The organism is Sphaerospermopsis sp. LEGE 08334 (genome assembly GCF_015207205.1).
Taxonomy (GTDB): Bacteria; Cyanobacteriota; Cyanobacteriia; order Cyanobacteriales; family Nostocaceae; genus Sphaerospermopsis.
The window spans coordinates 1-16,331 of sequence record NZ_JADEXH010000075.1 but is presented as its reverse complement, the minus strand read 5'-3'; the positions used below and the strand labels follow the sequence as shown (position 1 = coordinate 16,331).

General features: G+C 38.5%; 17 protein-coding genes and 3 pseudogenes. 8 read left to right on the top strand and 12 right to left on the bottom strand.

Annotated elements, in window-relative coordinates:
• Positions 1-104, top strand: a pseudogene (locus tag IQ237_RS26535) (C4-dicarboxylate ABC transporter); the annotation flags it as partial.
• A 55-nt stretch (positions 105-159) separates the two neighbouring features.
• Here IQ237_RS26535 and IQ237_RS24980 read toward each other — a convergent pair.
• Positions 160-336 (bottom strand): hypothetical protein, encoded by a 177-nt coding sequence (locus IQ237_RS24980; RefSeq protein ID WP_194059953.1) that lies wholly within the window; start codon positions 334-336, stop codon positions 160-162.
• A complete protein-coding gene (locus tag IQ237_RS24975) occupies positions 329-772 on the bottom strand; it encodes a Panacea domain-containing protein (RefSeq protein WP_194059952.1) in 444 nt (147 codons plus the stop codon). Before IQ237_RS24975 ends, IQ237_RS24980 begins: the two co-directional genes overlap by 8 nt.
• Positions 773-1,168: 396 nt before the next feature.
• Between IQ237_RS24975 and sat the strand changes: the two genes are divergently transcribed.
• Positions 1,169-2,353: a sulfate adenylyltransferase gene (sat, locus tag IQ237_RS24970; RefSeq protein WP_194059951.1), complete on the top strand. Its 1,185-nt coding sequence runs from the start codon at positions 1,169-1,171 to the stop codon at positions 2,351-2,353.
• A 100-nt stretch (positions 2,354-2,453) separates the two neighbouring features.
• On the top strand, positions 2,454-4,589 hold the full coding sequence (locus IQ237_RS24965) for a caspase family protein (RefSeq protein ID WP_194059950.1): 2,136 nt from the start codon (positions 2,454-2,456) through the stop codon (positions 4,587-4,589).
• Positions 4,590-4,813: 224 nt separating this feature from the next.
• Here IQ237_RS24965 and IQ237_RS24960 read toward each other — a convergent pair whose 3' ends face one another.
• Positions 4,814-5,686 (bottom strand): S-methyl-5'-thioadenosine phosphorylase, encoded by an 873-nt coding sequence (locus IQ237_RS24960; RefSeq protein WP_194059949.1) that lies wholly within the window; start codon positions 5,684-5,686, stop codon positions 4,814-4,816.
• Positions 5,687-5,883: 197 nt separating this feature from the next.
• Here IQ237_RS24960 and IQ237_RS24955 point away from each other — a divergent pair, with 197 nt between their 5' ends.
• Both IQ237_RS24955 and IQ237_RS24950 read left to right on the top strand, forming a co-directional pair.
• Positions 5,884-6,078: a hypothetical protein gene (locus IQ237_RS24955; protein WP_228020702.1), complete on the top strand. Its 195-nt coding sequence runs from the start codon at positions 5,884-5,886 to the stop codon at positions 6,076-6,078.
• 144 nt (positions 6,079-6,222) lie between these two features.
• Positions 6,223-7,203, top strand: a complete 981-nt coding sequence (locus IQ237_RS24950; RefSeq protein ID WP_194059947.1) for a folate-binding protein YgfZ — start codon at positions 6,223-6,225, stop codon at positions 7,201-7,203.
• 66 nt (positions 7,204-7,269) lie between these two features.
• Here the strand turns inward: IQ237_RS24950 and IQ237_RS24945 are convergent, their stop codons facing one another.
• The 8 genes and pseudogenes from IQ237_RS24945 to glmM form a co-directional block, all read right to left on the bottom strand.
• Positions 7,270-7,947, bottom strand: coding sequence for a DUF5331 domain-containing protein (locus IQ237_RS24945; RefSeq protein WP_194059946.1), 678 nt, complete (start codon positions 7,945-7,947; stop codon positions 7,270-7,272).
• A 55-nt stretch (positions 7,948-8,002) separates the two neighbouring features.
• Positions 8,003-8,317, bottom strand: a complete 315-nt coding sequence (locus IQ237_RS24940) for a ferredoxin (protein WP_194059945.1) — start codon at positions 8,315-8,317, stop codon at positions 8,003-8,005.
• 56 nt (positions 8,318-8,373) lie between these two features.
• Positions 8,374-9,147: a peroxiredoxin-like family protein gene (locus IQ237_RS24935; RefSeq protein WP_194059944.1), complete on the bottom strand. Its 774-nt coding sequence runs from the start codon at positions 9,145-9,147 to the stop codon at positions 8,374-8,376.
• Positions 9,148-9,490: 343 nt separating this feature from the next.
• The gene (locus tag IQ237_RS24930) at positions 9,491-10,465 is read right to left on the bottom strand and encodes a cysteine synthase A (protein ID WP_194059943.1); all 975 of its coding nucleotides are present in this window, start codon (positions 10,463-10,465) and stop codon (positions 9,491-9,493) included.
• Positions 10,466-10,968: 503 nt separating this feature from the next.
• The gene (locus IQ237_RS24925; RefSeq protein WP_194059942.1) at positions 10,969-11,553 is read right to left on the bottom strand and encodes a Uma2 family endonuclease; all 585 of its coding nucleotides are present in this window, start codon (positions 11,551-11,553) and stop codon (positions 10,969-10,971) included.
• A 110-nt stretch (positions 11,554-11,663) separates the two neighbouring features.
• Positions 11,664-12,302: a peroxiredoxin gene (locus IQ237_RS24920; protein ID WP_194059941.1), complete on the bottom strand. Its 639-nt coding sequence runs from the start codon at positions 12,300-12,302 to the stop codon at positions 11,664-11,666.
• A 171-nt stretch (positions 12,303-12,473) separates the two neighbouring features.
• Positions 12,474-12,602 (bottom strand): annotated as a pseudogene (locus IQ237_RS24915) (glycosyltransferase); the annotation flags it as partial.
• Between the two features lie 332 nt (positions 12,603-12,934).
• Positions 12,935-14,401 (bottom strand): phosphoglucosamine mutase, encoded by a 1,467-nt coding sequence (gene glmM / locus IQ237_RS24910; RefSeq protein WP_194059940.1) that lies wholly within the window; start codon positions 14,399-14,401, stop codon positions 12,935-12,937.
• A 398-nt stretch (positions 14,402-14,799) separates the two neighbouring features.
• On the opposite strand from glmM, the gene IQ237_RS24905 reads away from it, so the two are divergent.
• The 3 genes from IQ237_RS24905 to IQ237_RS24895 all read left to right on the top strand — a co-directional run bounded on the left by IQ237_RS24905 (position 14,800) and on the right by IQ237_RS24895 (position 16,271).
• A complete protein-coding gene (locus tag IQ237_RS24905) occupies positions 14,800-15,516 on the top strand; it encodes a heme oxygenase (biliverdin-producing) (protein ID WP_194059939.1) in 717 nt (238 codons plus the stop codon).
• A gap of 288 nt (positions 15,517-15,804) precedes the next feature.
• A complete protein-coding gene (locus tag IQ237_RS24900; RefSeq protein WP_194059938.1) occupies positions 15,805-16,059 on the top strand; it encodes a hypothetical protein in 255 nt (84 codons plus the stop codon).
• Complete coding sequence (locus IQ237_RS24895; RefSeq protein WP_194059937.1) at positions 16,059-16,271, top strand: putative toxin-antitoxin system toxin component, PIN family; 213 nt, start codon at positions 16,059-16,061, stop codon at positions 16,269-16,271. Before IQ237_RS24900 ends, IQ237_RS24895 begins: the two co-directional genes overlap by 1 nt.
• On the opposite strand, the pseudogene IQ237_RS26530 reads toward IQ237_RS24895, so the two are convergent.
• A pseudogene (locus IQ237_RS26530) lies at positions 16,228-16,331 on the bottom strand (C4-dicarboxylate ABC transporter); the annotation flags it as partial. The gene IQ237_RS24895 and the pseudogene IQ237_RS26530 overlap by 44 nt on opposite strands.

Genomic DNA, 16,331 nt, shown 5'->3' with positions numbered 1-16,331 from the left:
ATGACATTTTTGGTGATTTACTGTTTCTCGAATGCCTTTTTTCACTGTATATGTCTGTTTTTATGCTAATTTTGATTTTTTATCTCCGTAATTTCCCTTTGTGACAGTTTGGGGTGCGGAATGTGGGTTCCAAGTTAATTTACTCAGTCTATGCAATTTTCAAGCAAATGCAACCTGATCATCTTTCTCACACTTAGTTAAACAATATTCACCCTTTAGGTAACGTAGAGAAAATACAGGTGGAGCTTTTTCTGGAGAAATTTCTTGTTGATCATTTGGAGTTGTTAGTTTATTACCCCTATCTTTTTGGGGTTGTTTAATTTTTTTCTTACTCATCTTCATCTAAAAGCTGAGTTTTAAAATATTTTTTCAGAGATTCATGACTAATAACACCACTTACATCTGTGTCTTTCCAGGGTTCTTCATTATGAGTCATATTCCGCAATTTCCAAGCTGAAAATTGACCATATACGCTATAAACTTCATCTAGTAAATCTACAGTTTCTTTGTCGTATATCGAAAAATCAATATCTTCAGGAATGGGAATTGCACTAGAAGCAAAGTTTTTATACTCATGATAAACTTCCGGTACAACTGGTCCATGAATCCAAGCCTCAACAGACTCAGGAAACAAAGGTTCGTTATACAGTGCTAAATGAAAACCTTGTGCGTAGTAAAGTAATTTTTGTAGTTTCAGATTAGAAATTAAATCCCCAGCATCTTCATCTGCTTGAGATAGAAAATACTTTGCAACATCATGACAACTGAGCATACTTGTTTCCTTCCATTTTGATAATTCCAGCAACTATTCTTAGTAATAAAAATTATCTTAAATCTCTTCCTTCGAGCAAGCAATATTTATATCTTTGGAATACTATTGTACTACATAAGATTGATTAAAGCAACCGTTCAGGCAAGTAAACTAAAACACATCAAATCTGAATATAGTAACTACATGAAAATTGGGAAGCTAATATACTCCTTCCCATTATACAAGTTTAAATATTAAAGGAAAGATTTTTCCCAGTCCCCAGTCCCCAATCACACCCTTTCCGACCGGCAATATAAAATTTTTTTGTGAAGTTGTAACACAAAGTACCCACAATTTGATAACTTAGTACATAGATTGCAACAATAACAATATTTATAAATTACGGAAGGAATCACGTTGAGTTACCAACCAGATGCGATCGCCCCCCACGGCGGAGAATTAATTAACAGAATTGCTTCAACTGAACAAAGAGAATTATTTCTTTCCAAAGCAGAATTTTTACCACGAGTAACCCTTGATGAGCGAGCCATTTCCGATCTAGAAATGATTGCGATCGGTGGCTTTAGTCCGCTGACTGGTTTCATGAACCAAGCCGACTATAATCGCGTAGTCGCAGAAATGCGATTGGCTAACGGTACTGTTTGGTCAATTCCCATTACACTATCTGTCACAGAAGAAGTTGCCGCCCCTCTCCAAGTGGGTGGTTGGGTGCGTTTGGATAACTCCAATGGCGAGTACATTGGGGTTTTGGAACTAAGCGAAAAATACACTTACGACAAAAAACGCGAAGCTGTAAATGTATATCGCACAGATGAAGCCAAACACCCTGGAGTACAGGTATTATATAATCAAGGTTCTGTGAATCTGGCTGGGGATATCTGGTTACTGCAACGTGATCCTCATCCCCAGTTTCCCGCCTACCAAATAGATCCAGCAGCTTCTCGACAAATGTTTAGAGAAAAAGGCTGGAAAACTATCGTTGGTTTCCAAACCCGCAACCCCATCCACCGCGCCCATGAGTACATTCAAAAATGTGCCTTGGAAACAGTTGATGGTCTATTTTTACACCCATTAGTCGGCGCAACCAAAGAAGACGACATCGCTGCGGATGTGAGAATGCGTTGTTATGAAATATTAATGGATCATTATTATCCCTTAGATAGAGTAATTCTGGCAATTAACCCAGCGGCAATGCGTTATGCAGGACCAAGGGAAGCTATTTTCCATGCTCTAGTGCGGAAAAATTACGGCTGTACACATTTTATTGTTGGACGTGATCATGCGGGAGTAGGTGACTACTACGGCACTTATGACGCTCAATATATATTTGATGAGTTTGCGCCAGAAGAACTGGGCATTGTGCCAATGAAGTTTGAACACGCTTTCTACTGTACACGCACCAAACAAATGGCCACCACTAAAACCAGTCCTAGCAAACCAGAAGAACGGGTTCACCTATCGGGAACAAAAGTTAGAGAAATGTTGCGTCGTGGTGAGTTACCCCCACCAGAATTTTCTCGTCCAGAAGTGGCAGCCGAGTTAGCCAGAGCAATGTCTATCCAACAACCAGCTTTGGTTTAAAGAGACTGAAAAAGTAGCAAAAAGTCTAATTTCAAACTTTACTCTTTAGCCCTCAGCCCTTTAAGCTGTACTTTATCGACTGAGGGTTAACAGCTAATTTATGAAACGGCGTGCGTTTTTAGAAAGAATTGGCTCTATACTGGCACTATTGGGTTTAACTCAAGCTGAGTGGTTGACTTTGGGAAATCACTATTATCAAGCTTTAGCAGCACCCAATAGCCGCAAGTTGGCATTGCTAATAGGTATAAATCAATATCCACAAAGTCCCGCCCTTGGTGGTTGTCTGACAGATGTGGAATTGCAAAAAGAACTTTTGATTCACCGTTTTGGCTTTGCAACTTCAGATATTCTTACCTTAACTGAGGAACAAGCCAGTCGAGAATTTATTGAGGCAGCTATTTTAGATCACTTGGGTAAACAAGCAAAAGCCGATGATGTTGTGATTTTCCACTTTAGCGGCTATGGTAGTCGTGTCAAGTTGGGTACTTTTCCAGAAAATTTGCAGAATGCCCTGATCCCAGTTGACGAAGATGCACAGAATATTAATTTTGTCAACTATTTATTAGAAGAAAATCTTTTAGGTTTATTGCGATCGCTCTCCACCAACCGAGTAACAGCAGTATTAGATACTAGCTACTCTGCTAAAAGTACATTACATCCTGCCGGTTTGCGATTTCGCGCCCGTCCAGAACCATCAACAGCAAAGTTAGCACTCAAAGAACTGGATCTGTTCAACCACCTGCAAACACAGAACTCAGTTGCTAAAAATGTCATGGTGCTAAAAGCAACCTCACAACCAGAGCAGCCAGCGGGAGAACTATTGTTTTCTGGTTTCAGTGCGGGTTTATTTACCTACGCTTTAACCCAATATCTATGGGAAGCAACCCCAGCCACAACAATTCAAGTTCTTCTCTCTCATGCTAGTAGTTCCATGTACAAACTGGGCAGTGAACAGCAACCAGGGTTACTCAGTGAGAAGAAAAATCCTCAAAGTGCTTTAATTAATGAGAATTTTCCCATAGAAAGCACTACAGCCGAAGGAGTAGTGAAAGCTAAAGATGAGGATGGTAAAACAGCACAATTATGGTTAGGAGGAATACCTCCCCACGTTTGGCAATACTATGGTGTTAATTCGAGATTGAGTTTACCGACTGGAGAACAGTTAATATTCAAGTCGCGCACTGGGTTAACTGCAAAAGCACAGATATCTAGTCAAGAAAATAGCAAATCTCTACAAGTTGGGCAACTGGTACAAGAAGCGGTGCGCGTCTTACCCCGCAATATTAATTTAACAGTGGCCTTAGATTCGGGACTAGAAAGAATTGAGCGTGTAGACGCTACCAGTGCCTTTGCAGCCATTACCCGGATGATAAATATTGCCTCAGCAGATCAGGGCGCTGATTACGTATTTGGTAAAGTGCAAAATGTTCCTAGTCGTTATGGTCTTTTTTCTCTCAGTGGTGAGTTAATACATAATACTTCTGGAGAAATTGGAGAAGCAGTTAAAGTTGCAGTACAAAGATTAACACCAAAATTTTCCACCTTGTTAGCAGCCAAGTTATGGCGACTGACAGAAAATGAAGGTTCTTCTCGTTTACCGGTGAAAGCGAGTTTGGAGATGATGAACAAAATCTCGCCTCGTGTAGTTATGCAGCGACAAACATGGCGCAATCTGAGTGGGGAAACTACAACTAACAAAGCATTTACCACCCCAGGAACAGTTGTTCCTACAGTTCCCGTGGGTAGTAGGATGCAGTACCGGGTAGAAAATTTGAGCGATCGCCCGATTTATTTAATGTTGGTGGGGTTAAATAATACTAGAAGTGCCATAGCTTTTTATCCTTGGCAGATGTCTCCAGAAGCAAGTGTTTCTGACACCAAACCCGATCTGCAAGAAATAATCATTCCCCCAGGACAAACCCTCAAATTCCCCCAAAATGATACTACCTTTGGCTGGTTGTTACCTACACGAGAATTGTTTTGTGAACATCAACTAATTTTGAGTACATCTCCTTTTACGGAAACTTTAGCAGCCTTGGGAACTGCTAGGTATCCCACCGCTGATCAACAGCCCATAAGTTCGTTAGTTAATACCTTAGAAGTTGCCCAGGCTTTACTGCAAGATTTACATAATGGTACTAAAGCTAAAGCGGAAATCAATGGAACTACTACTGATTCTTATGTATTAAATGTGAATAACTGGGCAAGTCTGAATTTTAGTTTTCAGATAGTGTGAGGTGACTGGGGACTGGGGATACTATTTTGGATTTTGGATTTTGGATTTTGGATTGTTTCTGTCAACTCCAATCTAAAATCTAAAATCTAAAATTATTCTGACTCCTGACTCCTGACTCCTGACTCCTTGCCTTTTGCCTTTTGCCTTTTGCCTTCTGTTCCCTATTCCCTTATTACTGTCACCTGTCACCTGTCACCTGTCACCTGTCACCTGTCACCTATAATTTACAAATACTTCTCCAACAACAAACTTAACTTCTCCTTAGTTGCGGCTGGTGCATTTGCTAAATTTGTCAAAATCGCATATTTCAAAGCAGAATGGGCATCACTTTGAGGGGGGTTTTCACTGAGCCGCTTTACAGTCTCTTGAATTACTTTTTGGGCATTTACCCCATTGCGTTGTAAATTACCAATCACCATCTCTACTGTGACATTATCATGATCTGGATGCCAACAATCATAATCTGTAACTAAAGCCAAAGTTGCATAAGCAATTTCCGCTTCCCTGGCTAACTTGGCTTCTGGTAAATTTGTCATACCAATAATTGTGGCACCCCAACTGCGATAAAGATTTGATTCAGCTTTGGTGGAAAATGCAGGACCCTCCATACAGACATAAGTACCTTCACGGTGAAGAGTGACATCAGGTAAATTTAGAGAAGCGATCGCATCAGCTAAAACAGCCGCCAAATTTTTACAAATTGGATCACCAAATGCAATATGCGCTACAATTCCTTCACCAAAAAACGTGGAAATACGGTTTTTAGTTCTGTCAATAAACTGATCTGGAACTACCATATCTAATGGTTTTACCTCTGCTTTCAACGAACCAACTGCACTAGCAGAAATTAAGTATTTTACTCCTAATTGCTTCATAGCATAGATATTGGCACAGAACGGCAATTCAGAAGGTAATAACGTATGATTACGACCATGACGAGCCAAAAAGGCAACTTTTGTATCTGCTAAAGTGCCGATAATTACCGCATCTGATGGTGAGCCAAAAGGTGTTTCTATTTCTATTTCTTCTACATCCTTCAGAGCTTCCATTTTGTATAAACCACTGCCACCAATAATTCCAATTTCCGCTAATGTCATACTTTATAAACCTGTGAACTTTTAAACATCTAAGTTATTTTACCGAAAAAATGAATAACCTAAAGCTACATAATTACAATTGGTTTGATTTTTTTGTATTTCCGTAAAGCCACGAATGGAACCTTCATCAAAATTTGATATTTTATAGTTAATTAGCATCAAAAATATATAACCTGCCTGGGGGAAATATGCAATTTATGGCTAAATCAGATTCAAGCAATTTAGAAGCAATCTTGCAACGCATATTTACCAATCGCCGCATTACACGCCAAGATCAACATATCATGATGTCTAATCTTCTTGCCCAAGAAGGATTGAGTGATGCACATATTATGCAAATCAATCAAGTATTTGATGGTTTAAAAAAAGGCTTAATTAGAGTCGTAGATTAAGAAATTTGAAATTTTAGATTTTGGATTTTGGATTAACTCTATAAATCTCAGGTATTTTATTATCAACGTCACTGGTCAGCAGGTATCCCTATTTGTTAATATTTGTGATGCAAAAACCTGAAAATAGGGCAAGTCTTGATTACTATGCCAAAATCTGTAGTTGACAGTAAAGATGCAACAGTTATTCGTGCAGCACAGGAAGGGGTAGCTGTGTGCGATCGCTCTCATTGGGGGCGCATCCGTGTTTCTGATGATGACCGTCTGCGGTTTTTACACAACCAAAGCACCAATGATTTTCAACGCCTCAGACCAGGTGAAGGTTGTGATACTGTAATGGTGACATCTACAGCCAGAACTATAGATTTAGTAACTGGTTATCTTCTCGATGATGCAGTGTTGTTGTTAGTTTCACCCCATCGTCGTACATTTTTGATGGAATGGTTGGATCGTTATATCTTTTTTGCAGACAAGGTAACATTAACCGATATCACTGATGAAACTGCAACTTTTAGCCTCATCGGACCCCAAAGCGATGCTATTGTAGAAAAACTGGGGGCTGGTTCACTGATTGGTAAACCCAACAATAGTCACATTGTGGTTGATAATATAATTTTTGCCGTGGGTAGTGGGTTAGCTATCCCTGGATATACTCTCATTTTCCCTGTAGCGGAAAAACAAAAGATTTGGCAGCAAATATTAGATTCTGGTGCGATAGAATTGAGCGATCGCCATTGGGAAACTTTGCGAATATTACAAGGTCGTCCTGTACCCGATGCAGAACTAACCGATGATTATAATCCCTTGGAGGTCGGTTTATGGCAAACTGTATCTTTCAATAAAGGTTGTTACATCGGTCAAGAAACCATTGCTAGATTAAACACCTATAAAGGTGTAAAACAATATTTATGGGGAATTAGTCTTAACGCTCCCGCAGCACCAGGAAGCGTGATTACCATAGGAGATGAAAAAGTCGGTAAACTTACCAGTTACACAGAAACCCCTGAAGGTCATTTTGGACTAGGTTACATTCGTTCTAAAGCTGGTGGTGTAGGGTTAAAAGTGCAAGTAGGAAACAGTGAAGGAGAAGTTGTTTCCGTTCCCTTTATTTCTCACGAATATCCATAACTGAGGACTGGGGAATGGGAAGAATAAACTCTTGCCTTTTTACTGTCACCTGTCACCTGTCACCTGTCACCTATTCACCCCTGGACAAAATTCATCCATCCAAGCGGGTAAACTGCGGGCGTTAGTTGTTGAAGAAATGTAGGAAATTTCCTTAACGGGAAGACCTGTAAATTGATATTTAATAGGAATTGGTTCGGTGATATTTGGTAATGATCGCCCAATTCCTAATCTATGGGTTTTCTGAGATATTTCTTCCCTAGCTACGGTAGAATGATGATTTACAGGTTTACTTATTGTCACCACAGAAATAGATTGCTGTTTTTGTTCAACACTGGGAACAATTCTTAACAATACCTGTTTTTTTTTCGGTTCAACCCTAGACTGAAAATCTTGTTTTATCTGTGTATCTGTATGAGAACAAGTCACAGAATTTTTGTGAACAATTTGGTTTTTAGCTAAAGATTTTTCTAATTCTAATAAACGCAACTCCTCATCAGGATTAAAATTCAAACCTAAAGCAGCGACTATTTGATCAGGATTATTATTTAACTCCAGAATAAAAGGAAGTATTTGCTGTAAATGCGGTTCTAAAACCGAGAGAGTGGCTAAAATATAACCAGATGAAGGTCGTCTCACACCATCATAGGTGCGCCAAATTTGCATTTTTGTTAACCAAGAAATATTTTCTTGATAGTAAGTTAACCACTTTAATTTTAAAACTTGGCGTAGCTGCTTAATGTCCATCAGTTTTCTCGCTTCCGTGAACAAGGTGCTGTTTTCGGATATTTTTTCATCAGCATTATCTCTGAGGATGAAAACGATGATATAGCATTCTGTGGACTCTTTGACCACCTATTAAATGTTTTTCTACCAGTGTTTGTACTTCCAGAGGTAAAACGCGAGAATACCACACCATCTCAGGTAACACTAGCACCATAGGACCACTACCGCACTGACCCAAGCAACCACTAGCTGTAACTGTCACATTGGGAACGGGTAAAGCTTGAAAAGCTGCTAATACTTCTTTTCCACCTTGTTTGATACAGCTACGATGTTGACACACCTGCACACATTTAGTAGATTCTACTTGATCTTCTGTTGGTAGATTTAACATTCCTGATTACCTAAATTTTGAATTATCTTGATAAAACAATTATCAATTGTCAATTTTCAATTATCAATTGATAGAAATGATAGAGGTTGACTCATGTTAGCAGCAAAACCTAAAATTCCTGGATCTCGATGTTCATAAAGTAATTCACCTTGATTATTAAATAAAAATGTTCCACCACGCTGAGTTAAATAAGCAGATGATGGTACATAAGTTGACCAATTTGTTAATACTTCTACCATATTTTTCAGTCGCAAAGTAGCTAATTCAAAAGGTCTTTGAAAACCACTACCTCCAGCTAATTTAAAAAACGCACCTTTAAAAGCTGGTAAAGGAGTACCTTGAATCATCTCATCATCTGCTATAAGTTGGGGTGCTTGTTTATCTCCTTTATATCCTCTAAAAACTTCTTTTAATGTTCCATGACTACCAATACCTGCACACATTAACATTAAATTTAACCAAGATTTCTGACCTAGAGAAAGTCCAGGAACAGAAACTTTTAAACCTGGATAAAGATTCAGTTTTTGATGTAATTCGGCATTTTCATCAACAAATAAATTTTCTTTAGGAAAACCTGTATATTCACAGAATTTTCTTCCAGAGGTAATATTACCAATACCCACAGCACGAATAGCGATTTTTTTATCTGCTAAATTTTGCGCTTCTCGCTGTAACCACCAGGCATATTCTAGACTATCAAAATCTCCCAGTTGTGGCAATACTAAAACCAGGATTTTTGCAGCACTTTCGCAATTTTCTAACAATGGTTTGATAGTGCCATCACTCACACATTGAAGTTGGGTTTGAGAAAAAACAGAGTAGGGATTCATAGGATTTTAGATTTTAGATTTTGGATTTTTGGTAAGCATTCAGCTATCAGTAATCAGCTTATAACGGAAAAAGCAAAGATTTAGCAGCATTAATTGAGGAAGTTTACACTCTGTGCATTTGTGATCATTGTTTGTATTTTAGGGAGCATCCCAATTTTGAAAAAATAACCGCAGCAACACCAAAAACTCTCTTAAACTCTCTTCCCTTTTTGTCCTTTGCGTTCTTTGCGGTTCATTCATATTAGGACTTTGTAGCAATTCAAAGATTACCAAAAAATCAAATTACACATTTGGGATGCTCCCGTATTTTAGCCTCGAAATCTGATAGCTGAGGGCTGAATACTTACCTAACAGACAACCCTTTACTAGCTAACCATTCTTTATTAAATATCCGTGATTGATAGCGAGATCCGCTGTCACAAAGAATAGTCACAATAGTATGTCCGGGTCCCAATTGTTTCGCTAAAGCCACCGCAGCACCAACATTAATCCCAGTTGAACCACCCATTAATAAACCATCTTTTCTTAATAGTTGATAAACCACCCTTAAAGCTTCTTGATCATCAATTTGAATGGCATCATCAATGGGTGCGCCTTCCATATTCGCGGTAATTCTACTATTACCAATACCTTCAGTAATAGAACTACCTTCGATTTTGATTTCGCCGGTTTTCACATAGCTATATAAACCGCTACCCATCGGATCTGCAACCACACATTTAACATTTGGGTTTTTTTCTTTTAAACACATTGCTACCCCAGCAAAAGTGCCACCTGTACCGGTTGCAGCTACCCAACCATCTATTTTACCCTCTGTTTGTCGCCAAATTTCCTCACCGGTGGTTTCGTAATGGGCTTGACGGTTTGCTAAATTATCAAATTGATTAGCCCAAATGGCGTTTTCCATCTCTGCGGCAATTCTACCAGATAACTTAACGTAATTATTAGGGTCTTTGTAGGGTACAGCCGGAACAGGACGAACTTCCGCTCCCAAGGTAGTCAGCGCATCTATTTTTTCTTGAGATTGGGTATTGGGAATAATAATCAGACATTTATAACCTTTAGCATTACAGATATGCGCTAATCCGATTCCCGTATTACCCGCAGTTCCTTCCACTACTGTACCACCGGGTTTGAGTAAACCTTTTTTTTCTGCATCTTCGATAATATAAAGCGCAGCACGATCTTTCACAGAACCTCCAGGATTGAGAAATTCTGCTTTGGCTAAAATTTCGCAACCTGTTTCTTCACTAAAACTGTTTAAGCGAATTAGTGGCGTGTTGCCAATAGTACCTACAAATCCTTGTTTTATATCCATATTCAAATCTATCTGAGTTCTACCCTTTCAAATTTTGCCTTTATTTGCATCTATTCACAATCTTTTACACTTCCCCAGGTGAAAAATTTGTGCATCATTTCCTGGAAGTAGCTCAAAAAGCGTAGGTTATAATACAGGGTAATTGACTACAGAGATAAAAGCAATATGACATCGCCAAATGAATACAATAGAGAAATGTAACGCCGAGTAGATAAGCGACTGAGGGAAATAGATAATCTCATAAATTCTCATGAAGCACCTTTTTATTAAACACAAAAACATCAGCCAGAAAATTCTCAAAAACCAGAAAAGAGAACAGTAATTTTTGCGGCTAAACTTTTGGGACTTGCTGTTGCTGCTGTGGTTGTTGTGCAGATATCTTTATTTTTGGCGAGAATTGTTGTGATTGCTGCTTTGGCTTTTTTTGTTTATAAACTATTTCTAGAATCAAAATTCCAGAAGATGAAATAGAGGTTGATTAATATTGCACTTAATAGTAACAACTACCAAATTTTAGCCATATTTAAAACAAACCCTGGTAAAATAGGATCACAATTTACGGTTTCAGGATTTTCTAAACATTCCTCTGTTTGTCCAGGACGATAAATATAAACTCGGCGATGTTTACGATCAATTAATAATCCTAATTGTATTCCTGGTTCTTCCATATATTCAATCATTTTCTCTTTCAATGGTTGTAAATTATCGGAAGGAGAACGCAATTCAATCACAAAATCAGGACAAATAGGAGCAAACTTTTTCTGTTGTTCTGGTGTTAAACTATTCCATCTTTCTAGTTTTATCCAGGAAGCATCGGGAGAACGATCCGCACCTGTGGAAAGTTTAAAACCTGTACTGGAAGAAAAACCAATTCCTGTACCATCTTTTTCAGCCCAAACTCCTAGCTGTACAGCAATATTAAATTCTCTGTTTCCGGTTTCTGATCCTGCTGGTGGCATAATTGATATTTCTCCAAATTTATTCCTTTCAATGCGTAAGTCACGATTTACTTGACAGAAATCAAAAAATTGTTCATCTGTCATTTTAACTGATGATGGTAGCTGAAAAACTATAGGTGATGACAGCATTATCTTTAATCCTAATTTGCTGATCTAACTTCTTTTATTATATATAAAAAACGGTGGGTTAACGACTGTGTAACCCACCCTACGCATAGAAATATTGATGTTACTGAAAATTATTTGTTAGGTTGGGGAGTCATGCGTAAATAAGGTTTGATTTCTTGATAACCTTTGGGGAATTTCTCTTTGAGAACTTCGGGATCTTTTAAAGATGGAACAATTACACAGTCTTCACCATCTTTCCAGTCTGCTGGTGTAGCAACACTGTAGTTATCTGTCAATTGTAAAGAGTCAATTACCCGCAATAATTCATCAAAATTGCGTCCAGTGCTGGGGGGGTAGGTGAAGGAAAGACGCAGTTTTTTGTTAGGATCGATAATGAATACAGAACGCACTGTGATGTTTGCAGCTGCGTTGGGGTGAATCATATCATAAAGGTCAGAAACCTTTTTGTCTGCATCTGCCAAAATTGGGTAGTTGAGGGCGGTGTTTTGGGTTTCTTCGATATCACCTACCCAACCGTTATGAGATTCTACATCATCAACGCTGAGAGCGATCGCTTTCACGTTGCGTTTGTCAAATTCGGGTTTTAATTTCGCAACAGTACCTAATTCTGTGGTGCAAACAGGTGTATAGTCAGCAGGGTGAGAAAATAATACTACCCAGCTATCACCCGCCCATTCATAAAAGTTGATGTCGCCATGTGTAGACGCTTGTGTAAAGTTAGGTACTGTATCACCAAGACGGAGAGCCATGCTAGATTCCCTGTAATTAGAAAAGATAATTATTTCACTGTGACAGTATGACATAAATCAATTATTATCCTATGGACATTTCGCAGATTGCAACAAAATTTTAAGTTTCTTAACTCTGAGGATATCAATCCCATTAATTCTTGATTCTGACTCCTGACTCCTGACTCCTGCTATTATTTTTTGATATGCTTGAATTACTTGTTGTGCGATCGCATCCCAGCTAAAATTATTTAACGCATATTCTTTAGCATTTAACCCCCGTCGTTGACATTCTTGGATATTTGATAAAGCTGTTTTTACAGCTACTTTCAGGTAAATGAACCACATCATGATTTAGGTTTCGCGCAAAGACACAAAGGAGCAAAGGCGCAAAGGAAGAAGTAAAGTAATTTAGGCTGTAGTCTAAATACATGAAAACTGCTGTAATAACTCAAAAATTGATTCAACTTGGTTTTTTTTCTTGGTTTTGAACATAACTGTTTAGGTGACAGTTGACAGGTGACAATTGAAAGGGAACAGGGTGTAGGGTATGGGGGAAGAAAAATTAGTTCTTTATTCTTCTTTCTCCTGATAGCATCTATCTGGTGTGCTATGAGCATCAGCTATACTGTCACCTGTCACCTGTCACCTATTTACGCTATATGTTCCTGTACTTGTGAAACTAATTCCTTTGTCCAATAGTTTACCAATTCCGTATCCGCAGCTTCTACCATAACTCTAATTACTGGTTCTGTGCCAGATGCACGGACTAATATCCGTCCATTATCACCCATTGCGGCTTCGGCTTTGGCGATCGCTCTCTGTACTGGTTCGCATTTTTCCCAACCTAAGCGTTTTTCTCTGTCTTCTACTCTCACGTTTTGTAATAGTTGCGGATAGGTTTGAAAACTTTGATCTACCATTTCTGCTAAGGAAACTCCTGCTGCTTTCACCACTGCGGCTAAATGTAATCCTGTTAATAAACCATCTCCAGTCATGCCATAATGACGACAGAGGATATGTCCTGATTGTTCTCCCCCTAACATTCCCCCAGTTTTTAACATTTCTGCTTGTACATACTGATCCCCGACTGCGGTCCGAATTAATTTACCACCCTGTTTTTCCCAAGCTTTCTCAAATCCCAGGTTAGCCATGACGGTGGAAATAATCAAGTTATCTGGTAATTTTTGTTGCTCTTGCAAATGACGACCCCAAAGGTAAAGAATGTAATCACCGTTAACTTGTCTACCAGTGTTATCCACAGCTAATACTCGATCTGCATCGCCATCAAAGGCAAACCCCATATCGGCTTTATACTCTTTTACTGCGTCAGCCAAAATATCTAAATGGGTAGAACCGCAGTTAACGTTAATGCGATCGCCATCCGCTTGGTTATGTAAACAAATTACATCCGCGCCCATCTGGGTAAATACGGTCGGTGCTAACCCCACAGCCGCACCCCAAGCCACATCTAAGACAATTTTCATCCCTTGCAGATTTACTTGTGGATGTAATGGTTGTTGCAGTGCCTGTCCGTAATCTCCTATTAATTCTGTTCTTGAATAATGTCTTCCACAGTTGCTTATGCTGGTATTTGTGGCAACTTTACCCCGCAAACCCGCTTCTATTTGCCCTTGTAATTCTTTTGACAGCTTTGTACCATTTGCCCCAAAGATTTTAATACCATTATCTTCAGGTGGGTTATGGCTGGCAGATATCATCACACCACCAATAGCGTCAGTCATGCTGGTAAGATAAGCAACGCAAGGAGTGGGACATAAACCCAAATACCAAACTTCTAACCCTGCTGCTGTTAAACCTGCACTTAACGCCATTGCCAGCATATCACTAGAATTTCTGGAGTCTTGACCTAAAATTATCGGTCCATTTTTTGCTAAACCATTATTTGCAGCATGATCACGTAAAACAATACCCGCCCAAAAACCCACCTGTAAAGCCAAAGGAGCATTTAACAATTCTCCCACTTTTCCCCGAATGCCATCTGTACCAAATAACGGCGTTTTTGGCAAGGATAGCAAACTAGGAACAAAATTACTTGCAAGACTAGTCACATAACCATCAGATATACTGCTTTGAGTCCGAGTTATAGAAGAAACCATATTTTTCAACACTCCACACCATTAAACATTTCGGAGAATAACACTTTAACCCCTGTTCAACAATTCTGAGGAATTATTAACAAACAGTACACCTGTAATTTTTTTCTGAATGACTATGAACTTTAACGATTTTATGTTAAGTAACATTACAGGTGCTTATTAATTGTTTACTATAAAAAATCCTCATTGTTGGCTAAATCAAGCAATTAGCTTTGTATTTATAACCTAATAAATGTCTATTGCCAAAATTAAGGTATAAATAAATACTAAAATACTGTAACTTAATGAATTTTAATATAAATTCTCATCAAATAGTTCTAATGTAACCTTTTAGTGGCATTTTTTCGCCATTTGTGAAAAATCCCAACAGTTGACTTTTTAAAGTAGAGAAATTTAGCATGAGCAGTAATTTAGCCTCCAAGTTACGAGTAGGTACAAAAAAAGCGCATACAATGGCAGAAAACGTTGGTTTTGTCAAGTGCTTTTTAAAAGGAGTGGTAGAAAAAAATTCATACCGGAAACTGGTTGCTAACTTTTATTTCATCTACTCAGCAATGGAAGAGGAGATGGAAAAGCACAAAAATCACCCTGTTGTTGGTAAAATTTATTTTCCTGAACTGAACCGCAAGCATTCTTTAGAGCAGGATTTAGCTTACTACTATGGTTATAACTGGCGGGAGCAGATCAAATTATCTCCTGCTGGTGAGAGTTATGTAAACCGCATTCGGGAAATTTCCGCTACAGCACCCGAATTGTTGGTTGCACATTCCTATACTCGTTATTTGGGTGACTTGTCTGGAGGACAAATTCTCAAAAACATTGCTGTAACTGCGATGAACCTGGGAGAAGGTGAAGGTACAGCTTTTTATGAATTTGCAGATATTAGCGATGAGAAGGGATTTAAAGCTAAATATCGGCAAAATTTGGATGAAATGCCCATTGATGATGCTACAGGCGATCGCATTGTCGAAGAAGCTAACGATGCTTTTGGTGTGAACATGAAGATGTTCAAAGAGTTAGAAGGTAACTTGATCAAGGCGATCGGGATCATGGTTTATAATACCTTGACACGGAAGCGGACAAAAGGTAGCACTGAATTGGCTACTGCTGAGTAATTAGGTGACAGGTGACACTTCGACTTCGCTCAGTGCATCGCAGGTGACAGTATAAAAAGCCTTTTATTGTCACGTTGATAATTAACAACTATCGAATTAGGGGTAATTTCCCTTTGATTGTTTTCTGTGCATGAAAGCAACCAGAGGGAGATTACCCCTAAATTTTCAAATCATCTAAATTAGGAATTACGCACTAGAGAGATTTTCTGTAAGTCCTGTAAAATAAAGTCAGTTCAATTAACCTAACTTTTACTCCTGACTCCTGACTCCTGCTGTAATGAGGTAACTATGGAAAAAACAATTACTATTACTTTCACACCAGAAGGAAATTTAGAACTTCCTCCAGAAATTAGAGAACAATTTGTTAATGGTGAAAAATATGCAGTTAGCATCACAGAAGATGGTATTTTCTTTAAAAAAGCTCCTAAAATAGATTGGCAGGAATTAAGGAAGAGAAGAGAAGCAGTAAATGATCCTAATCCTTTGACAACAGAAGAAATTTGTGAAGTTGTGCGAGAAGTTCGCAGGAGAAATAATCAATAATGAAGGTAGTTTTAGATACGAATATTTGGGTATCTGCGATTATTTGGGGTGGTCTTCCTGATCAGATTTTACTCCTCCGTGAACAAAACAAACTAACAATTGCTATGTCTCCAGAATTGTTAGATGAATTAGAATGTACATTTAACCCACATTCCGCACCCCAAACTGTCACAAAGGGAAATTACGGAGATAAAAAATCAAAATTAGCATAAAAACAGACATATACAGTGAAAAAAGGCATTCGAGAAACAGTAAATCACCAAAAATGTCAT

Bases quoted from the DNA above. Each gene is read 5' to 3' on its own strand.
- glmM (WP_194059940.1), bottom strand. From the start codon at position 14,401: ATGGTTTCTTCTATAACTCGGACTCAAAGCAGTATATCTGATGGTTAT.
- IQ237_RS24980 (WP_194059953.1), bottom strand. From the start codon at position 336: ATGAGTAAGAAAAAAATTAAACAACCCCAAAAAGATAGGGGTAATAAA.
- IQ237_RS24940 (WP_194059945.1), bottom strand. From the start codon at position 8,317: ATGTTAAATCTACCAACAGAAGATCAAGTAGAATCTACTAAATGTGTG.
- IQ237_RS24920 (WP_194059941.1), bottom strand. From the start codon at position 12,302: ATGGCTCTCCGTCTTGGTGATACAGTACCTAACTTTACACAAGCGTCT.
- IQ237_RS24950 (WP_194059947.1), top strand. From the start codon at position 6,223: ATGCCAAAATCTGTAGTTGACAGTAAAGATGCAACAGTTATTCGTGCA.
- IQ237_RS24935 (WP_194059944.1), bottom strand. From the start codon at position 9,147: ATGAATCCCTACTCTGTTTTTTCTCAAACCCAACTTCAATGTGTGAGT.
- IQ237_RS24905 (WP_194059939.1), top strand. From the start codon at position 14,800: ATGAGCAGTAATTTAGCCTCCAAGTTACGAGTAGGTACAAAAAAAGCG.
- IQ237_RS24975 (WP_194059952.1), bottom strand. From the start codon at position 772: ATGCTCAGTTGTCATGATGTTGCAAAGTATTTTCTATCTCAAGCAGAT.
- IQ237_RS24895 (WP_194059937.1), top strand. From the start codon at position 16,059: ATGAAGGTAGTTTTAGATACGAATATTTGGGTATCTGCGATTATTTGG.
- IQ237_RS24900 (WP_194059938.1), top strand. From the start codon at position 15,805: ATGGAAAAAACAATTACTATTACTTTCACACCAGAAGGAAATTTAGAA.
- IQ237_RS24960 (WP_194059949.1), bottom strand. From the start codon at position 5,686: ATGACATTAGCGGAAATTGGAATTATTGGTGGCAGTGGTTTATACAAA.
- IQ237_RS24965 (WP_194059950.1), top strand. From the start codon at position 2,454: ATGAAACGGCGTGCGTTTTTAGAAAGAATTGGCTCTATACTGGCACTA.
- IQ237_RS24925 (WP_194059942.1), bottom strand. From the start codon at position 11,553: ATGCTGTCATCACCTATAGTTTTTCAGCTACCATCATCAGTTAAAATG.
- IQ237_RS24930 (WP_194059943.1), bottom strand. From the start codon at position 10,465: ATGGATATAAAACAAGGATTTGTAGGTACTATTGGCAACACGCCACTA.
- IQ237_RS24955 (WP_228020702.1), top strand. From the start codon at position 5,884: ATGGCTAAATCAGATTCAAGCAATTTAGAAGCAATCTTGCAACGCATA.
- IQ237_RS24945 (WP_194059946.1), bottom strand. From the start codon at position 7,947: ATGGACATTAAGCAGCTACGCCAAGTTTTAAAATTAAAGTGGTTAACT.